At 71.2% G+C, this 14,846-nt stretch carries 15 protein-coding genes; 9 read left to right on the top strand and 6 right to left on the bottom strand.

Annotation, left to right across the window (positions count from 1 at the left end; all coding sequences use genetic code 11):
• Positions 1-38: 38 nt before the first annotated feature.
• The gene (locus EIZ45_RS26660; RefSeq protein WP_134662562.1) at positions 39-1,490 is read left to right on the top strand and encodes a glutamate synthase subunit beta; all 1,452 of its coding nucleotides are present in this window, start codon (positions 39-41) and stop codon (positions 1,488-1,490) included.
• A gap of 172 nt (positions 1,491-1,662) precedes the next feature.
• Here the strand turns inward: EIZ45_RS26660 and EIZ45_RS26655 are convergent, their stop codons facing one another.
• Genes EIZ45_RS26655 through EIZ45_RS26650 form a run of 3 tightly spaced genes read right to left on the bottom strand, consistent with a single transcriptional unit; the run spans position 1,663 to position 4,620 of the window.
• Entirely contained in the window at positions 1,663-3,309 is a 1,647-nt protein-coding gene (locus EIZ45_RS26655) for an amidohydrolase (protein ID WP_167756565.1), read from the bottom strand.
• 5 nt (positions 3,310-3,314) lie between these two features.
• Positions 3,315-3,794 (bottom strand): hypothetical protein, encoded by a 480-nt coding sequence (locus EIZ45_RS46945; RefSeq protein ID WP_240690581.1) that lies wholly within the window; start codon positions 3,792-3,794, stop codon positions 3,315-3,317.
• The gene (locus EIZ45_RS26650; RefSeq protein ID WP_240690582.1) at positions 3,721-4,620 is read right to left on the bottom strand and encodes an MFS transporter; all 900 of its coding nucleotides are present in this window, start codon (positions 4,618-4,620) and stop codon (positions 3,721-3,723) included. The genes EIZ45_RS46945 and EIZ45_RS26650 overlap by 74 nt, the downstream gene beginning before the upstream one ends.
• A gap of 100 nt (positions 4,621-4,720) precedes the next feature.
• On the opposite strand from EIZ45_RS26650, the gene EIZ45_RS26645 reads away from it, so the two are divergent.
• Complete coding sequence (locus tag EIZ45_RS26645) at positions 4,721-5,596, top strand: LysR family transcriptional regulator (RefSeq protein WP_205669870.1); 876 nt, start codon at positions 4,721-4,723, stop codon at positions 5,594-5,596.
• A 209-nt stretch (positions 5,597-5,805) separates the two neighbouring features.
• Positions 5,806-7,044, top strand: a complete 1,239-nt coding sequence (locus EIZ45_RS26640; protein ID WP_134662564.1) for a hypothetical protein — start codon at positions 5,806-5,808, stop codon at positions 7,042-7,044.
• Here EIZ45_RS26640 and EIZ45_RS26635 read toward each other — a convergent pair.
• Positions 7,028-7,492: a phage tail protein gene (locus EIZ45_RS26635; protein WP_134662565.1), complete on the bottom strand. Its 465-nt coding sequence runs from the start codon at positions 7,490-7,492 to the stop codon at positions 7,028-7,030. The genes EIZ45_RS26640 and EIZ45_RS26635 overlap by 17 nt on opposite strands.
• Before the next feature lie 145 nt (positions 7,493-7,637).
• Between EIZ45_RS26635 and EIZ45_RS26630 the strand changes: the two genes are divergently transcribed.
• The 3 genes from EIZ45_RS26630 to EIZ45_RS47415 are packed head-to-tail and all read left to right on the top strand — an operon-like array spanning position 7,638 to position 9,606.
• The gene (locus EIZ45_RS26630; RefSeq protein ID WP_240690583.1) at positions 7,638-8,732 is read left to right on the top strand and encodes a sensor histidine kinase; all 1,095 of its coding nucleotides are present in this window, start codon (positions 7,638-7,640) and stop codon (positions 8,730-8,732) included.
• Positions 8,726-9,367, top strand: coding sequence for a response regulator transcription factor (locus EIZ45_RS26625; protein WP_134662567.1), 642 nt, complete (start codon positions 8,726-8,728; stop codon positions 9,365-9,367). Before EIZ45_RS26630 ends, EIZ45_RS26625 begins: the two co-directional genes overlap by 7 nt.
• Complete coding sequence (locus EIZ45_RS47415) at positions 9,364-9,606, top strand: response regulator transcription factor (protein ID WP_255443420.1); 243 nt, start codon at positions 9,364-9,366, stop codon at positions 9,604-9,606. Before EIZ45_RS26625 ends, EIZ45_RS47415 begins: the two co-directional genes overlap by 4 nt.
• A 9-nt stretch (positions 9,607-9,615) precedes the next feature.
• Here EIZ45_RS47415 and EIZ45_RS26615 read toward each other — a convergent pair whose 3' ends face one another.
• Both EIZ45_RS26615 and EIZ45_RS26610 read right to left on the bottom strand, forming a co-directional pair.
• Positions 9,616-11,094, bottom strand: a complete 1,479-nt coding sequence (locus tag EIZ45_RS26615) for a cobyric acid synthase (protein WP_134662568.1) — start codon at positions 11,092-11,094, stop codon at positions 9,616-9,618.
• Positions 11,091-12,086, bottom strand: a complete 996-nt coding sequence (locus EIZ45_RS26610; protein ID WP_134662569.1) for a cobalamin biosynthesis protein — start codon at positions 12,084-12,086, stop codon at positions 11,091-11,093. Before EIZ45_RS26610 ends, EIZ45_RS26615 begins: the two co-directional genes overlap by 4 nt.
• 36 nt (positions 12,087-12,122) lie before the next feature.
• Between EIZ45_RS26610 and EIZ45_RS26605 the strand changes: the two genes are divergently transcribed.
• The 3 genes from EIZ45_RS26605 (at position 12,123) to EIZ45_RS26595 (ending at position 14,785) form a co-directional block, all read left to right on the top strand.
• Positions 12,123-12,728, top strand: a complete 606-nt coding sequence (locus EIZ45_RS26605; protein ID WP_134662570.1) for a bifunctional adenosylcobinamide kinase/adenosylcobinamide-phosphate guanylyltransferase — start codon at positions 12,123-12,125, stop codon at positions 12,726-12,728.
• A gap of 10 nt (positions 12,729-12,738) precedes the next feature.
• Complete coding sequence (gene cobT, locus EIZ45_RS26600) at positions 12,739-13,752, top strand: nicotinate-nucleotide--dimethylbenzimidazole phosphoribosyltransferase (RefSeq protein WP_167756564.1); 1,014 nt, start codon at positions 12,739-12,741, stop codon at positions 13,750-13,752.
• A 277-nt stretch (positions 13,753-14,029) separates the two neighbouring features.
• The gene (locus EIZ45_RS26595) at positions 14,030-14,785 is read left to right on the top strand and encodes an adenosylcobinamide-GDP ribazoletransferase (RefSeq protein WP_167756563.1); all 756 of its coding nucleotides are present in this window, start codon (positions 14,030-14,032) and stop codon (positions 14,783-14,785) included.
• The last annotated feature ends 61 nt before the right edge of the window (positions 14,786-14,846 follow it).

The raw sequence follows: 14,846 nt of genomic DNA, 5'->3' as shown, positions 1-14,846 counted from the left end.
CCCCGCAAAGACACTGTCGCAGAACACGGAGGCCGCACATGGCTGACCCCAAGGGCTTTCTGACCACCACGCGCGAGGAACCGAAGCGGCGTCCGGTGGACCTGCGGCTGATGGACTGGCGCGAGGTCTACGAGGACTTCGCGACGACCAAGCTGGAGAAGCAGGCCGGCCGCTGCATGGACTGCGGGATCCCGTTCTGTCACCAGGGCTGTCCGCTCGGGAACCTGATCCCGGAGTGGAACACGCTGGTGTGGCGGGAGGACTGGCAGCAGGCCGCGGACCGGCTGCACGCCACGAACAACTTCCCGGAGTTCACCGGCACGCTGTGCCCGGCGCCGTGCGAAACCGCGTGCGTGCTCGGCATCAACGACGACCCGGTGTCGATCAAGCGGGTCGAGATCTCGATCATCGACCGGGCCTTCGAGGAAGGCTGGGTCACGCCGCAGGTCCCGGTCGCCAAGACGGGCAAGAAGGTCGCCGTCGTCGGGTCCGGCCCGTCCGGGCTGGCCGCGGCGCAGCAGCTGACCCGCGCGGGCCACACCGTCGTGGTCTACGAGCGCGCGGACAAGATCGGCGGGCTGCTGCGGTACGGCATCCCCGAGTTCAAGATGGAGAAGTTCCGCCTCGACCGCCGCCTCGACCAGATGCGGGCCGAGGGCACGGAATTCCGGACGTCGGTGAACGTCGGCGTGGACGTCACCGTCGAGGAGCTTCGGGAGAACCACGACGCGGTGGTGCTGGCGGGCGGCGCGACGGCGTGGCGCGACCTGCCGATCGAGGGCCGTTCGGCCGAGGGCATCCACCAGGCGATGGAGTTCCTGCCGCCGGCCAACCGGGTCGCGGCGGGCGAGCTCGAGGAGTCGCCGTACTCGGCCAAGGGCCTCGACGTGGTGGTCATCGGCGGCGGCGACACCGGCGCGGACTGCGTCGGCACGTCGCACCGGCAGGGCGCGAAGTCGGTGACCCAGCTGGAGATCATGCCGAAGCCGCCGGAGTCGCGTTCGGACGCGCACCCGTGGCCGACGTACCCGATGATCTACCGCGTCACGTCCGCCCACGAGGAGGGCGGCGAGCGGCTGTACTCGGTCAACACGCAGGAGTTCCTGGCCGACGAGAACGGCCGGGTGCGTGCGCTGAAGCTGGTCGAGGTGCGCAACGAGGGCGGCAAGTTCGTCCCGGTCGAGGGCACCGAAACCGAACTGCCCGCGCAGCTGGTGCTGCTGGCGATGGGCTTCCTCGGCCCGCAGCGCGAGGGCCTGCTGACCGACTTGGGCGTGGAGCTGGACCAGCGCGGCAACGTCGTGCGGGACAAGGACTTCAAGACCACTGTGGACAACGTGTTCGTGGCGGGCGACATGGGCCGCGGACAGTCGCTGATCGTGTGGGCGATCGCGGAGGGCCGCTCGTGCGCGGCCGGCGTGGACGCCTTCCTGACCGGCCGGGGCGTGCTCCCGGCCCCGATCGCGCCGACGGACCGGCCGATCTCCTGAGGACTCGGAGCAGGCGCGTCAACGTCGCCGCGCCTGCTCCGTTCAGACTCGGGGCCAAGCGTGGCAGCGTCGCCGCGCTTCGCCCCGTTCAGTTTCGGGGTTGACGCGTCACTGCCGCCGCGCTGGCCCCGGCTGTCGGACGGGTGCGACAACGGCGTCGCACCCGTCCTTTTTAGTGCGCAGCCCCGTCGTTGTAGGCGACCTCGCCGCCCACGACTGTTGCGCCGATGGTGATCTCGCCGATCTTCGCTGGGGCGACCGTCAGCAGATCGTCGCTCAACACCGTGAAGTCAGCCAGCTTCCCCCGGCTCAGCGTGCCTTTGATCTTCTCCTCATGCACCGCATACGCCGAACCCACCGTGTACGCACGCAGCGCTTCCTCGGCCGTCACCGCTTCCTCCAGCCCGATCGGCTGCCCAGCCGCAGTCCGGCGGTTGACCATGTCGTGGATGCTCAGCAACGGCGACGCCGCGACCACCGGAGCGTCCGTGCTGCCCGGCAAAACCACTCCGGCGTCGAGAAAACTCCGCATCCGATACGCCAGCCGGCTGCGTTCCGGGCCGAGCGCGGCGAGCAGTCCGTCGCCGATCTCGGACAGGAATCGGCCCTGTGGCACGGGAATCACGCCCAGCTCCGCGATCCGGGCGACAGCGGCATCGTCGGCGACCGCGCAGTGCTCGATGCGGTGCCGGACGTCCTCGCGCAGATACTTCTGCTGAGCTTCCTCATACGCGTCCAGGACCGCTCCGAGGGCCGCGTCGCCGATCGCGTGCGTGGCGATCTGCCAGTGGCATCGGTGCGCTTCGAGGATGTAGCGGCGCAGTTCATCCGGCTCGAACAGCATCAGCCCCTGGTTGCCGGGGGCGTCCTCGTAGTCGCAGCACATCGCGGCGGACCGGCCGATCAGCGAGCCGTCGGAGAGGATTTTGACCGGGCCGATGCGCAGCCGGTCGTCGCCGGCTCCGGTGCGCACGCCGAGGTCGAGCCCGAACCACTCGCCGCCGGGTTCGAACGGGCCGCAGTCGCGCAGGGCGGTGATGTAGGGCATCACCGTCATCCGCACGCCCAGCAGCCCGCGTTCGCGGGTGCGCTGGAAGGAATCGAAGTCGGCGCGGCCGTGGCCGATGCCGTCGACGGTGCCGATGCCAGGCTCGGTGACGCTGGTCAGGCCGTCTTTGAGGGCGGCGTGCGCACCCGCGGCGATGTTGGCGATGACCTCTTCGGTCGCCTCGGGACGCAGAAGGCGGTCGACCAGGACGGTCGCGCGTTCCTGCAGCAAGCCGGTGGCGCGGCCGTCTTCGTCGCGCACCACAGTGCCGCCGGGAACGTCCGGCACACCCAGCCGGTCCGAATATCCGGCCAGGGCAAAGGCTTCGGTACTCGCCACGGCCATGTGCCGCGACGTGTGCGTGAGCCAGACCGGCCGTCCTCCGGCGGCGCGGTGCAGGGCTTCGGCGGTGGGGTGCGCGCCGATCTTGTTCTGGTCGTAGCCCGCGCCGGTGACCCACGCGTCGGCGGGCAGCGTCGCGGCTCGCTCCGCCACGGCCTGGTAGAGCGCGTCGAGCGTCGGAGCGGCTTCGGCCGAGACGTCCAGTCCGCGGATCAGCTTGCCGCGCATGCTCAAGTGCTGGTGCGCGTCGTTGAGGCCGGGGACGACCGGCGCGCCGCCGAGGTCGACCACCGTGTCCGCGGCGAGACCGCGGACCTCGTCGTCGAATCCGACGATCCGGCCGCCGATCACGCCGAGCGCGGTCGCTTGTGGACGGTCCCGGTCCAGCGTGGTGAAACGTCCATTGTGGAATAACGCATCGAGACGCACTGAGCTCATCCTTGTCGGGTCAGGGTTTTTGCGGAGTCGGCGACGGCCGCGGTCCGGCGGGCGAGCGCCAGGACGCAGGTGAGGGTCAGCGTGAGCAGCACGACGTGGTAGATGACGACCGGCCAGATCGCGCCGTGCGTCGCGTTGAGCAGCGCCTGCGCGATGAACGGCGTGGTGCCGCCGAAGATGGTGCTGCACAGCTGATAGGACAGGGAGATTCCGGTGTACCGCAGGTGGATCGGGAAACCGCGGGTGAGGAATCCGGCGAGCACCGCGTAGTAGCCGGAGCCGCACACGGTCGCGACCGCGATCCCGACGAACGCCAGCCCCGGATTGCCGGACGCGATCAGCAGGTACATCGGCACGGTCACCACGATGTTGCAGCCCAGCGAAACCGCCATGAACCGCGTTTCACCGACGCGTTCGGCCAGCCGCGCCGCGACCGGCTGCCAGCAGAACTGGACCACGGACGCGCCGAGCAGCACGTACAGCATGGTCTGGCGGCCGATGCCCAGTTCGTTCGTGGACCAGGCGAGGACGAACGTGTTGCTGAAGTACGCGGCGGCGATGCCCATGATGCTCGCGCCGATGCCGAGCAGCACGGTCCGCCACGCAGTCCGCAGGGACCTCGACCAGCGGCACCTTCGCGACGGCGGCTTTCGCCTTGGCGCGCACGAACTCCGCCGGTTCCTCGACCTTCAGCCGGATCAGCAGGCCCAGCGCGACCAGCACCCCGGACAGCAGGAACGGCACCCGCCAGCCCCAGGTCAGGAACTGCTCGTCCGGCAACGCGCTCACGGCGAGAAAGACCACTGTGGACAGAATCGACCCGGCGGGCGAGCCCTGCTGCGCGAACATCGCGAAGTACGATCCGCGTCCGGCGGGCGCGTTCTCCGCGGCGAGCACGACCGCGCCGCCCCATTCCCCGCCGACCGCGACGCCCTGCACCGCGCGCAGTGCGACGAGCAGCAGCGGAGCGGCGATGCCGATCTTGGCGTACGTCGGCAGCAGCCCGACCGCGAAGGTCGCGAACCCCATCAGCAGCAGCGTGACGACCAGCGTGTTCTTGCGCCCGACCCGGTCGCCGAGGTGCCCGAACACGATCCCGCCCAGCGGCCGGGCGAGAAAGCCGACCCAGAACGTGCCGAACGCGGCGAGGACGCCGGTCGCCGGGTTCAACTCGGGGAAGAACAGCTTCCCGAAGACCAGCGCGGACGCGGTCCCGTACAGGTAGAAGTCGTACCACTCGATCGCCGTCCCGGCGAAGGAGGCGAGCGCGGCCCGGCGGCCGGTGGCGGTTTCGTGGTTCACGGGCAACTCCCTGGCGGCGGTGTTCCCCAGAGTCTTCGTCCCGCGACCTATGCTGTCCAATACCTGTCCGGACCCAACCCGATACCTCGGAGGCATAGGCGTGGAACTGCGTGTGGTGCGTTATTTCCTGGCCGTCGTGCGGGAAGGCTCGGTCACCGCCGCGGCGCGCGCCGTCCGGGTCGCGCAACCGTCGCTGTCGCGGCAGCTTCGCGCGCTGGAAACCGAACTCGGGGTGGCGTTGTTCTCGCGGTCGCCGGGTTCGCTGACCCTCAGCGCGGCAGGCACCCGGTTCGTGCCGATCGCCCAGGACCTGGTGCGCCGCGCGGAGGAGGCGGGCGCGGTGATGGCCGCGATCGGCCGCACCGAGGACACCCCGCTGACGCTCGTCGCGCCGCCGAGCACAGTGGACAGCCTGCTGGCGCCGTTCATGGCCACCGGCAAGGCCGGACCGGTGCTGCGGGACGCCTTCCCGGTCCCGCCGGACCAGGTTTTCGACCGGCTCCTGCACAGCAGCGCCGACCTCGGCATCTCGACGTCCCCGCCGCCCGCGCAGCTGGAAACCGCCGCGCTGGGCCGGGTCCTGGTCAGCGCGCAGGTCCGGCCCGGCCACCGCTGGTACGACGCGGAGTCGATCCCGCTGGCCGAACTGGCCACCGAACCGTTGCTGGTGATGAACCGCAGCAACGCCGCGCGCCTGGTCGTGGACGAAGCGTTCCACCGCGCCGGACTCGTCCCGGCCGAACTGAACGAGACCGGCTCCCCCAGCGTCGCCCAGGCCCGCGCCGCCGGCCGCGGCGAGGTGTGCCTGGTGACCGACCTGGTCCGGTTCGGCCTGCGCTCCATCCCGATCGAAACCGCCGACGGGATGCTGACGGTGCCGCTGTACGCCGGATGGCGGCGGGACCACTACGCCCGGCCGTCGATTCTGGCGTTGATCGAGGGGTTGCGGGAGTTTCGTGGCGCGTTGGGCGAGTGATCAGCACTCGGTGAGAAGTTTCCGTTGCGCGGGATACGCCGAACTCGTGGTGAAGGGGGGCGGGTCCGATCACGGACTTGCTGCCCGCCGAGACCTCCCTTACCCGCCGGACCACCGCAGCAGGCCACCACCTCTACTACACGATCTCGCGGTAACTCTTCACCCGACTCGGTGACCCGGCGGCCCGATCCGTGCTAAACAGTGCGGCGATGGGAAAACTGACCCGCCGGGCCCGAGCCACGGCCGACTATCTCGTCTTCGTCGGAGCCGGGGAATGGCCGGTCGCCGTGTCCGCGCTCGGGGTCGTGCTCGGCGCCGTCACGATCCTGCCGAGCGCGTTCGGCGTCGTCGTGTCGATCGTCGCGCTCCTGCTCGGCCTGCTGACCCTCGTGCGGGACATCCGCCTGCTGCGGAAACGGTGGGCCGGTTACGAGTTCACCGCGATCGTCGCGCCGTTCCCGATCGCCGACACCCCGCCGCCGCAGGCCTATCCCGACGCGCAGTACCTGGCGGTTCCCTCCCGCGGCACCGCATTGGTCAGCGACGCCATCGACGCGGCGCTCGCCGAAACCACCTTCAGCATCACCGTCGCCGAGGATCCCTACCGGCTGCCCGCGAAGCTGAAGGCGACCGCGCCGCACGTGCTGCCGTTGCGGGCTCGCGGCCGGTTGCTGTTCAACGGCCCGATCGTCGGCATGCGCGGCGAACCGCTGCCGGTCGCCGGGGCGCGGCCGGCGCCGATCGTCCTGCATCGCGCCCGGTTCTTCGACGCGGTCTGCAGCAACGAACTGGCGTCGCTGCGCATCACGAACTCCGCCGACGGCCACGAGTACGACCTGCGCAACGAGGAGTTGACCGACTCGTCCGGCGCGCTGCGGACCCTCGGCGCGAGCACGCTCGCCGACCTCGTCGGCGTGTCCACGATCGCGTTCACCTCGGACGGCCTGCTCGTCGTGGTCCGCCAGTCGGCCCGCAACTCAGCCAGCGGGCTTCTGCTCGCTCCGTCCGGAAGCGGCAGCCTGGAACCGCGGGATCTCCTTACCCCGCAAGGAGAAACCCGCCGGACCCTGCACACCGCGGTGTGTGCGGGGATGGAACGCGAACTGTGCGAAGAGGCGGCCGTCCGGCCCAACGAGATCTCCGAGACGCGGCTGACCGGTTTCGCACGCTGGCTCGAACGCGGCGCGAAACCGGAGTTCTTCGGCGTGACCCGGCTGTCCGTCGACAGCACCGAACTGACCAGCCGCCGCGCGAAGGGCGCGGAACGGCTTTACAGCGCCGGAGTCACCGTCCTGGAAATCGATCTGGCCGCGCTGGGCGAGGAACTGGCCGACGGCGTACCGGTGGCCGAAGCGAACGCCTTGCCGCCGAGGCTGCGCGACGACAGTTCCCTGCCGCTGCTGCTGTGCCTGCGCAGCGCCGCGCTGCGGGTCAGTACGCGTTCTTGATGACGAAGTAGGACCCGCGGATCGTCCCGGCGAGCTTCGACTTCTGGCGCGCGAACTTGAACTTGTCGGCGAGTTCCTCCGGGACGTCCATCCCGTCGGACAGCTTGAACCCGACGGCCCGCTTGCCGCCCTCTTCGAGGGTGTACATGACGTTGATCGACAGGCCGCTCTCGTAGAACACGTAAGACATCCGGATGCCGTCGACCTCGAATTCGGTCGCCTCGAGCGGCCGCGAGGCGATGACGAGATCGCGTTCTTCCTTGAGGATCCGGTGCACCCAGTCGATGATCTCGGGGACCTCGGCCGCGGGCTCGACGGTGAAGACGTGGTCGTACTTGTTCTTGAAGTAGCGCGCCTCGTTCGCCCGCAGCCCGGCGAGCGCGTCCGCGACCGGGGAAGACTCCAGGCCGACAGTCGACACGGCGGTGAAATCGACGGCGTAGGACATGATCCGCACTCCCGGGCTGGGTTTGATCGCGACGCTCGGCAGAATACCCGGGGAAAACCCTTCGGCAACCGGAGCGGCCGCCGGACCCCGGTTTCCCTCGAAGACGCCCGGTGGGGGAATTTCGTGCAGGGCTTACGGTGGCGGGGTGCGCAACCACCTGATCGACCTGGCCGTGGCGCTCGCCGTGCTAGGCCTGACGCTGGCCGGCGACCTGCCGGACGCGGACCATCCGTGGTTCTGGCCGGTCGCGGTCGCGGTGATGTTCCTGGCGGTGCTCCTGCGCCGCCGGTTCCCGTTGCCCGCGATGCTGGTCTCGGTCGGCGTCGCGCTGGCCACGCCGCCGTTGTGGGGCACCTCCGTCACTCTTTACACGGTCGCTTCGCTGCGCGGGCTCCGCTGGCCGACCGCGGTCGCCGTGCTCGCGGAAACCGGACTGCTCGTGTCGTTCGTCCGGCCGGCGAACCTGCCGGACTGGAAGACGTTCGGGCTCGCCCTCGTCATGGAAGTCGTCGTCCCGACGCTGGCCGGGCTGTGGATGCACCAGCGCGCGGCCTTGCTCGCGGCCCTGCGCGACCGCGCGGAGCAGGCCGAACGCGAGCGCGACCTGCTCGGCGAGCGGGCCGTGACGGCCGAGCGGCGGCGAATCGCGCGCGAGATGCACGACGTCGTCGCGCACCGGGTCAGCATCGTCGCGCTGCAGGCGGGCGCGCTCTCCGTGCGGGCCAAGGACGACGAGACCGCGCAGCTCGCCGAGGTGATCCGTGAATCGAGTTCCGCCGCGCTCAACGAATTGCGCGACATCCTGAAGGTGCTCCGCGACGACGGTCCGGAGCCGCGTTCGCTGCCGGATCCGACGCTGGGCGGGGTCCGCCAGCTCGCCGACGACCTCGCCGCCGCCGGTGCGCAGGTGCGTGCCAGCCTGCCGGAGCCGATGCCGGACGTGCCCGACCCGATCGGACGCGCGGCGTACCGGATCGTGCAGGAAGCGCTCACGAACGCGGCGAAACACGCACCGGGAACGACCATCGACGTGCGACTGTCCACATCCGACGACGACCTGGTGGTCGAAGTCGCCAACCCGCTCGCCGATTCATCCGGGCTGCCGGGCGCGGGCTACGGCGTGATCGGCATGCGCGAACGCGTCACGCTGACCGGCGGAACGCTCCGCGCCGGCCCGGACGGCACGGGCAGCTACCGGGTGCGGGCCGCGTTCCCGCTGCGAGCGGAGGAATCGTGCTGAAAATCCTGCTGATCGACGACGAGGTGCTCGTGCGCAGCGGCATCCGGATGATCCTGGAGTCCGATCCGGGGATCGAGGTGGTCGCGGAAGCGGACGACGGCCGCGAAGCGCTCGCACTCGTCCGCGAACACCGGCCCGACCTCGTGCTCACCGACGTGCAGATGCCCGAGGTCGACGGCCTGGAGGTGACCCGCCTGGTGACCGCCGAGCCGGACGCGCCCGCGGTGGTCGTGCTGACGACGTTCGACCTGGACGAGTACGTGCACGAGGCGCTTCGCCACGGTGCCACCGGTTTCCTGCTGAAAGACACGCCACCGCGCGAGCTGATCAAGGCGATGCACGTGGTGGGCAGCGGCGAGGCGATGCTGTCGCCGTCGATCACCCGGCGGCTGCTGACGCACTTCGCCACCGCCGCCACGCCGACACCCGCCCGCGCCCGGCTCGAACCCCTGACACCCCGCGAACGCGAGGTCGCTGTGGCCGTCGGGCAGGGTTCGAGCAACGCTGAGATCGCCCGCGCGCTGGGGCTCAGCGAGGCGACCGTGAAGGTCCACTTGGGACGGATCATGGCCAAGACCGAAGCCGCCAACCGCACACAGGTCGCGATTCTGGTGCACGACGCCGGACTCGCCTGAACCGTCCAGTCAGCGCTGCTGGCGGCTGCTCACGGACTCCGCCGCCACGCCGACGCCCGCCCCGCGAACGCGAGGTCGCGGTCGCCGTCGGGCAGGGTTCGAGCAACGCCGAGATCGCCCGCGCGCTAGGGCTCAGCGAGGCGACCGTGAAGGTCCACTTGGGACGGATCATGGCCAAGACCGAAGCCGCCAACCGCACGCAAGTGGCGATTCTGGTGCACGACGCCGGACTCGCCTGAACCCTCCAGTCAGGGCGCCCCCGGCGGCACGAACGGCAACCCGCCCGGCGCGCCCGCCTCCGCCAGTGCCATCAGCATTCCGGTGTCCACTTCGGACTGGATCGCGTCGGCCAGCCGGTCCAGCATGTCCTCGCGCAGGTCCGCGAACCCCGGCGCACCCTCGGCCGCCCGCCATTCGATGCCCGCCTGCGCCGCGGCTTCGGAAAGCCAAGCGCGCCGGAATCCGTCGTTCTCCAGAGCACCGTGCCACGTCGTGCCCCAGACCGAACCGACGCGGTAACCGTCCAAAAACGACTCCGCGTCCGCCGGACCGGCGCTGCCGTGGTGGATCTCGTACGCGTCCACGCGATGCCCACGCCATTCGCCGACCGGACGGCCGAGCACCTTCTCCCCCGCGAACGTCACTCGCGTCGGCAATAGCCCAAGCCCGTCCACCAGACCAGCGCCGGATTCGACGTCGTCCTCAATGGACTCCGCGAGCATCTGGTACCCGCCGCAGATCCCCAGCACCGGACGCCCCGCCGCGGCCCGCGCTGTCACTGCGTCTGCCAAACCCCTGCTGCGCAACCACTTCAGATCGTCCACAGTGGCCCTCGAACCCGGCAGCACGACCAGGTCCGCCGCGGCGACGGTGTCCGGATCGGCGGTCAGGCTCACCGTCACGCCCGGCTCCGCCGCGAGCGCGTCCACGTCGGTGGCGTTGGACGCCCGCGGGAACCGCACCACCGCAACGCGCAGTCCGCGTTGCGCGGCTTCGTGCCGCCATCCGGCCGCGGCGAGGGCGTCCTCCGAGTCGATCCATACCCGGTCCAGCCACGGCAGCACACCGAGCACCGGCCGTCCGGTGACTTTCTCCAGGCTGTTCAGACCCGGCTGCAGCAACCCGACGTCACCGCGGAATTTGTTCACCAGCCAGCCTGCGACCAGCGCCTGGTCCTCGGCCGACAGCAACGCGAGCGTGCCGTACATCGCCGCCAGCACCCCGCCGCGATCGATGTCGCCGACCACCAGCACCGGCAGCGAAAACCGCCGTGCCAGGCCCATGTTGACGTAGTCGCCGGAACGCAGGTTGATCTCCGCCGGACTGCCCGCGCCCTCGCAGACGACGAGGTCGAACCGTTGCTGCAGCTCGGAAAACGCCCCGAAAGCGATTTCCGCGAGCCCGGCCCGTCCGGTGGCGTACTCACCGGCTTCGAGGGTGCCGTACGGCTTGCCGAGCGCGATGACGTGACTGCGCCGGTCGCTCCCCGGCTTGAGCAGCACCGGGTTCATCGCCGCTTCCGGCTCCACCCGCGCGGCCCGCGCCTGCAGCCACTGCGCGCGGCCGATCTCCGCGCCGTCCGCGCAGACCATCGAGTTGTTCGACATGTTCTGCGCCTTGAACGGCGCGACCCGCACGCCGCGCCGCGCGAACCAGCGGCAGATTCCGGCGGTGACCAGGCTTTTCCCGGCGTCGGAGGTGGTCCCGGCGATCAGCAGCCCGCTCATCCCGCCACCGTAATGCGTGCGGCGGCCGGTCCGGTGAACCGCCCCGCACTCCGCGACCTGGTCACCGCGATCCCGGCCGCGACCGCCAGCGCCGCCGCCCCGACCAACCGCGACAACCGCACCGCCCGGCGCAGATCGCTCTCCCCCGGCGGACGACCGTCGCCCAGCGTGCTCCGGCGCTCGACCTCGCCGTGATACGTGTTCGTCCCGCCGAGCCGGATGTCCAGCGCCCCGGCGAAAGCCGCCTCGACCTGTCCCGCGTTCGGGCTCGGATGCGCGCTCCCGTCGCGTCGCCAAGCCCGCCAGGCCGACCGGGCGTGGCCGCCGGCGAGCGGCGCGGTCACCGCCGTCAGCACTGCGCCGACGCGTGCCGGCACCAGATTGGCCCAGTCATCGGTGCGCGCGGCGAACCAGCCGAAGTTGCGGTGCCGCGGCGAGCGGTAGCCGACCATCGCGTCGAGGGTGTTCACCGCGCGGTACCCGAGCAGCCCCGGCACGCCCGCGACCGCGCCCCACAGGAGCGGCGCGACGACCGCGTCGGAGGTGTTCTCGGCGATCGATTCGGTGGCCGCGCGGGTCAGTTCGGCCGGGCCGAGACCGGTGGCGTCGCGCGCGCAGAGGTGGCTGAGCCGCTGCCGGGCGGCAGGCAATTCACCCGATTCGAGTAATCGCGCCATTTCGCGGCCCTCCGCGGCGAGCCCACGGCCGCCCAGGACGGCCCACGTCGCCGCGGCGGTCAGGACAAATCGGACACCCGGCCGGTTCCGGGCGGATCGTTCCGCGAGGATCCCGAGCCCGGCGGCCGATCCCGCGCAGACCGCCGCGTACGCCGCCCCGCGCGGCTTGGAATCGGCCCACCACCAGCGTTCCAGCTGGCCAGCGGCGGTGCCGAAGGCCGCGACCGGATGTCCCCGGCGCGGGTCGCCGAAGCAGGCGTCGGCGGCGTATCCGGCGATCAGCCCGGCCGCGGTGACGGCTTGTCGGAGTGGCACGTGGCGAACCGTAGCGCTAGGGAGAGAATGCCGGGTATGACCAAGCTGACGCACCGGCTCGCCGGGTCTCTCGAAACCCTGGCGCAGGCCCTCCGCCGGTACGGACGCGACGACGGCAAGGTGCTCGTTCTCGGCGGGGTCCGCTCGGGCAAGTCGAGGCACGCGGAGCGGCTCGTCGCGCACCACCCCCACCTCGTGTACGTCGCTCCCGGGCTGCCCCCGTCGGCCGAGGACCCGGAATGGGCCGCCCGGGTCGAGGCGCACCGGGCCCGCCGCCCGCGCCACTGGACGACGGTCGAGACCACCGACCTGGCGACCGTGCTGCGCAACGCGACGAGCCCGTTGCTGATCGACTGTCTCGGCACCTGGCTGTCGCGGGTCCTCGACGAGGTCGGCGCGTGGTCGGGCAAAAAGGGCTGGGAGCGCAGACTGGACGACCGGCTCGAGGATTTCCTCGCCGCGTGGAGCCAGGCCCGGGTGCCGATCGTCGCGGTCAGCAACGAGGTCGGCAGCGGTGTGGTGCCCGCAACGGTGTCCGGACGGCTGTTCCGTGATGTGCTGGGCGCACTCAACAACCGGGTGTCCGCCGACAGCGACCGGGTGTCGCTCATCGTCGCCGGGCGGGCGCTCGACCTTCCGTGAGGAGCCAGCCGTGCCGAGTTTCGCCATCCCCGTCCCGGACGCCGCCGCCCGCGCCGCCGCCTTGGAGCGTTTGGACGGCCTGGTCAAACCGGTCGGCTCGCTCGGTCGGCTGGAAGAACTCGCGGCCTGGCTGAGCGCCGCGCACGGAGCGGTCCCGCCGCGCCCGCTGGACGACGTCCGCGTGATCGTCTTCGCCGGCGACCACGGGGTGTCGGCGCAGTCGGCGTACCCCCGCGAGGTCACCGCGGCGATGGTGCGCGTGTTCCTCGCCGGGCGAAGCGGGGTAACGGTCCTCGCGGCACAGGTCGGGGCTTCGGTGCGGGTAGCGGACATCGCTGTCGACTGGGACGCCTCGGACGTTCCCGCCGAAGTCACCGCCCACAAGATCCGCCGCGGTTCGGGCGCCATCGACGTCGAGGACGCTTTGGCTCCCGGCGAGGCACTTGCCGCGTTTGAGGCGGGACGTGCCATCGCTGCTTCGGAGTCCACTGCGGACGTTCTCATTCCCGGCGACATGGGCATCGGCAACACGACCGTCTGCGCCGCGGTCGTGGCTTCTGCGCTGGGCCTTCCCGCGGCTGAGGTGGTGGGCACCGGCACCGGGGTGTCCGGGGAGGCCTTGGAGCGCAAGACCGCTGTCGTCGCCACTGCCCTGTCGCGACGCCCCGTGACCGACCCCTTCGACCGCCTGACCGCCCTCGGCAGCGCCTGCCTCGCCGCGACGGCCGGTTTCCTGGTGGAAGCGGCCGTCCGGGGAATCCCGGTGGTGCTGGACGGAATCTTCTCGGCGACGGCGGCCTTGGTGGCCCGGGACATCGCGCCCGGGGCTGAGCAGTGGTGGCTGGCCGGACATCGTTCGACCGAGCCCGCGCAAGCGTTTGCGTTGAAGGCGCTGGGGTTGACGCCGATCCTCGACCTGGGCCTGCGCCTCGGCGAGGGCAGCGGGGCGGTGCAAGCCGTGCCGACCCTGCGCGCGGCGCGCGCGGTGATCGCGGAGATGGGTTTGCTGGCGGACCTCGGGTGACCGGGGTGCGTCGCGAGTGGACGCTGCCCGGTGTTCAGTTCGCCGGGCAGCGTCCCGCTGGGGTTTTCGCAGCAGCCGCAGCGCGCGGCTCTGGCCATACTGCGCCGGGTCCATGTGGCGACTTGCCCCGGCCAACGTCCGTGAGGGCCTCCCTGAGGGAATCTGATTCCCTCAGGGTGGCCCTCACGGCCATCTCGGTCGTGCCGCGGGTGGGCGGGTCCAGCGCGCCTGTCGACGCCGCCCCCGCTACCGAGAAGACCGCATTGGGGCGCGCCTCGTGACCCGGCTCAGCGACGGAATCCGCCTCGCCGTCGGCACCCTCACCACCGTCCCGGTGCCTGCGCCGCGCGTGATCGATCGACGGGTCGCGGGTGTCGCGATGGCGCTCGGCCCGCTTGCCGCGCTCCCGCTCGCCGCGGTGGCGGGGCTCATCGTCGCGGGCGGGACTGCGATCGGACTCCCCGCACTGGCCATAGCCGCACTGGCGCTGGGGGCGGTAGCCCTGGGCAGCCGCGGGCTGCACCTCGACGGACTGGCCGACACCGCCGACGGACTCGGTGCCTCCTACGACCGCGCGAAAGCCCTCGACGTCATGCGCCGCGGCGACTCCGGGCCCACTGGTGTCGCGACGTTGCTCTTCGTCCTGCTCGTCCAGACCGGCGCGCTGACCGGCGCGATCGCCCATGGACACGGCATCGCCGCCGCCGTCCTATCCGTCCTCTGTGGACGGTGCGTGCTCTCGTTGTGCTGCGCACGAGGGGTCCCCTCGGCCCGGCCGGAGGGCTTGGGCGCGACGGTCGCCGGATCGGTTCCGGTCCTGGCGGCCGTACTGGTGTTCGTACTCGCGGCGGGGTGCGCCGCGTTGACGCCGGGTTTGCCGTGGTGGCGAGGGGGTCTCGCGGTAGCGCTCGGGTACGCGGCCGCGGCGGTGCTGCTGGCCCGGTGCGTCCAGCGCATCGGCGGAGTGACCGGCGACGTCCTCGGCGGGTGCGTCGAAGTGGCGGTGGCGGCGGCGTTGCTGGCGACCGCCTAGGTCACATACCAGGCGTCGTCCAAACCGGACAGGTGACCCACACAAGGATTTCGCCGACGTC

The sequence above is a fragment of the Amycolatopsis sp. CFH S0740 genome (assembly GCF_004522315.1).
Lineage (GTDB): Bacteria > Actinomycetota > Actinomycetes > Mycobacteriales > Pseudonocardiaceae > Amycolatopsis > Amycolatopsis nivea.
The sequence above is the reverse complement of the archived record's forward strand: the minus strand, read 5'-3'. Positions and strand labels throughout refer to the sequence as shown.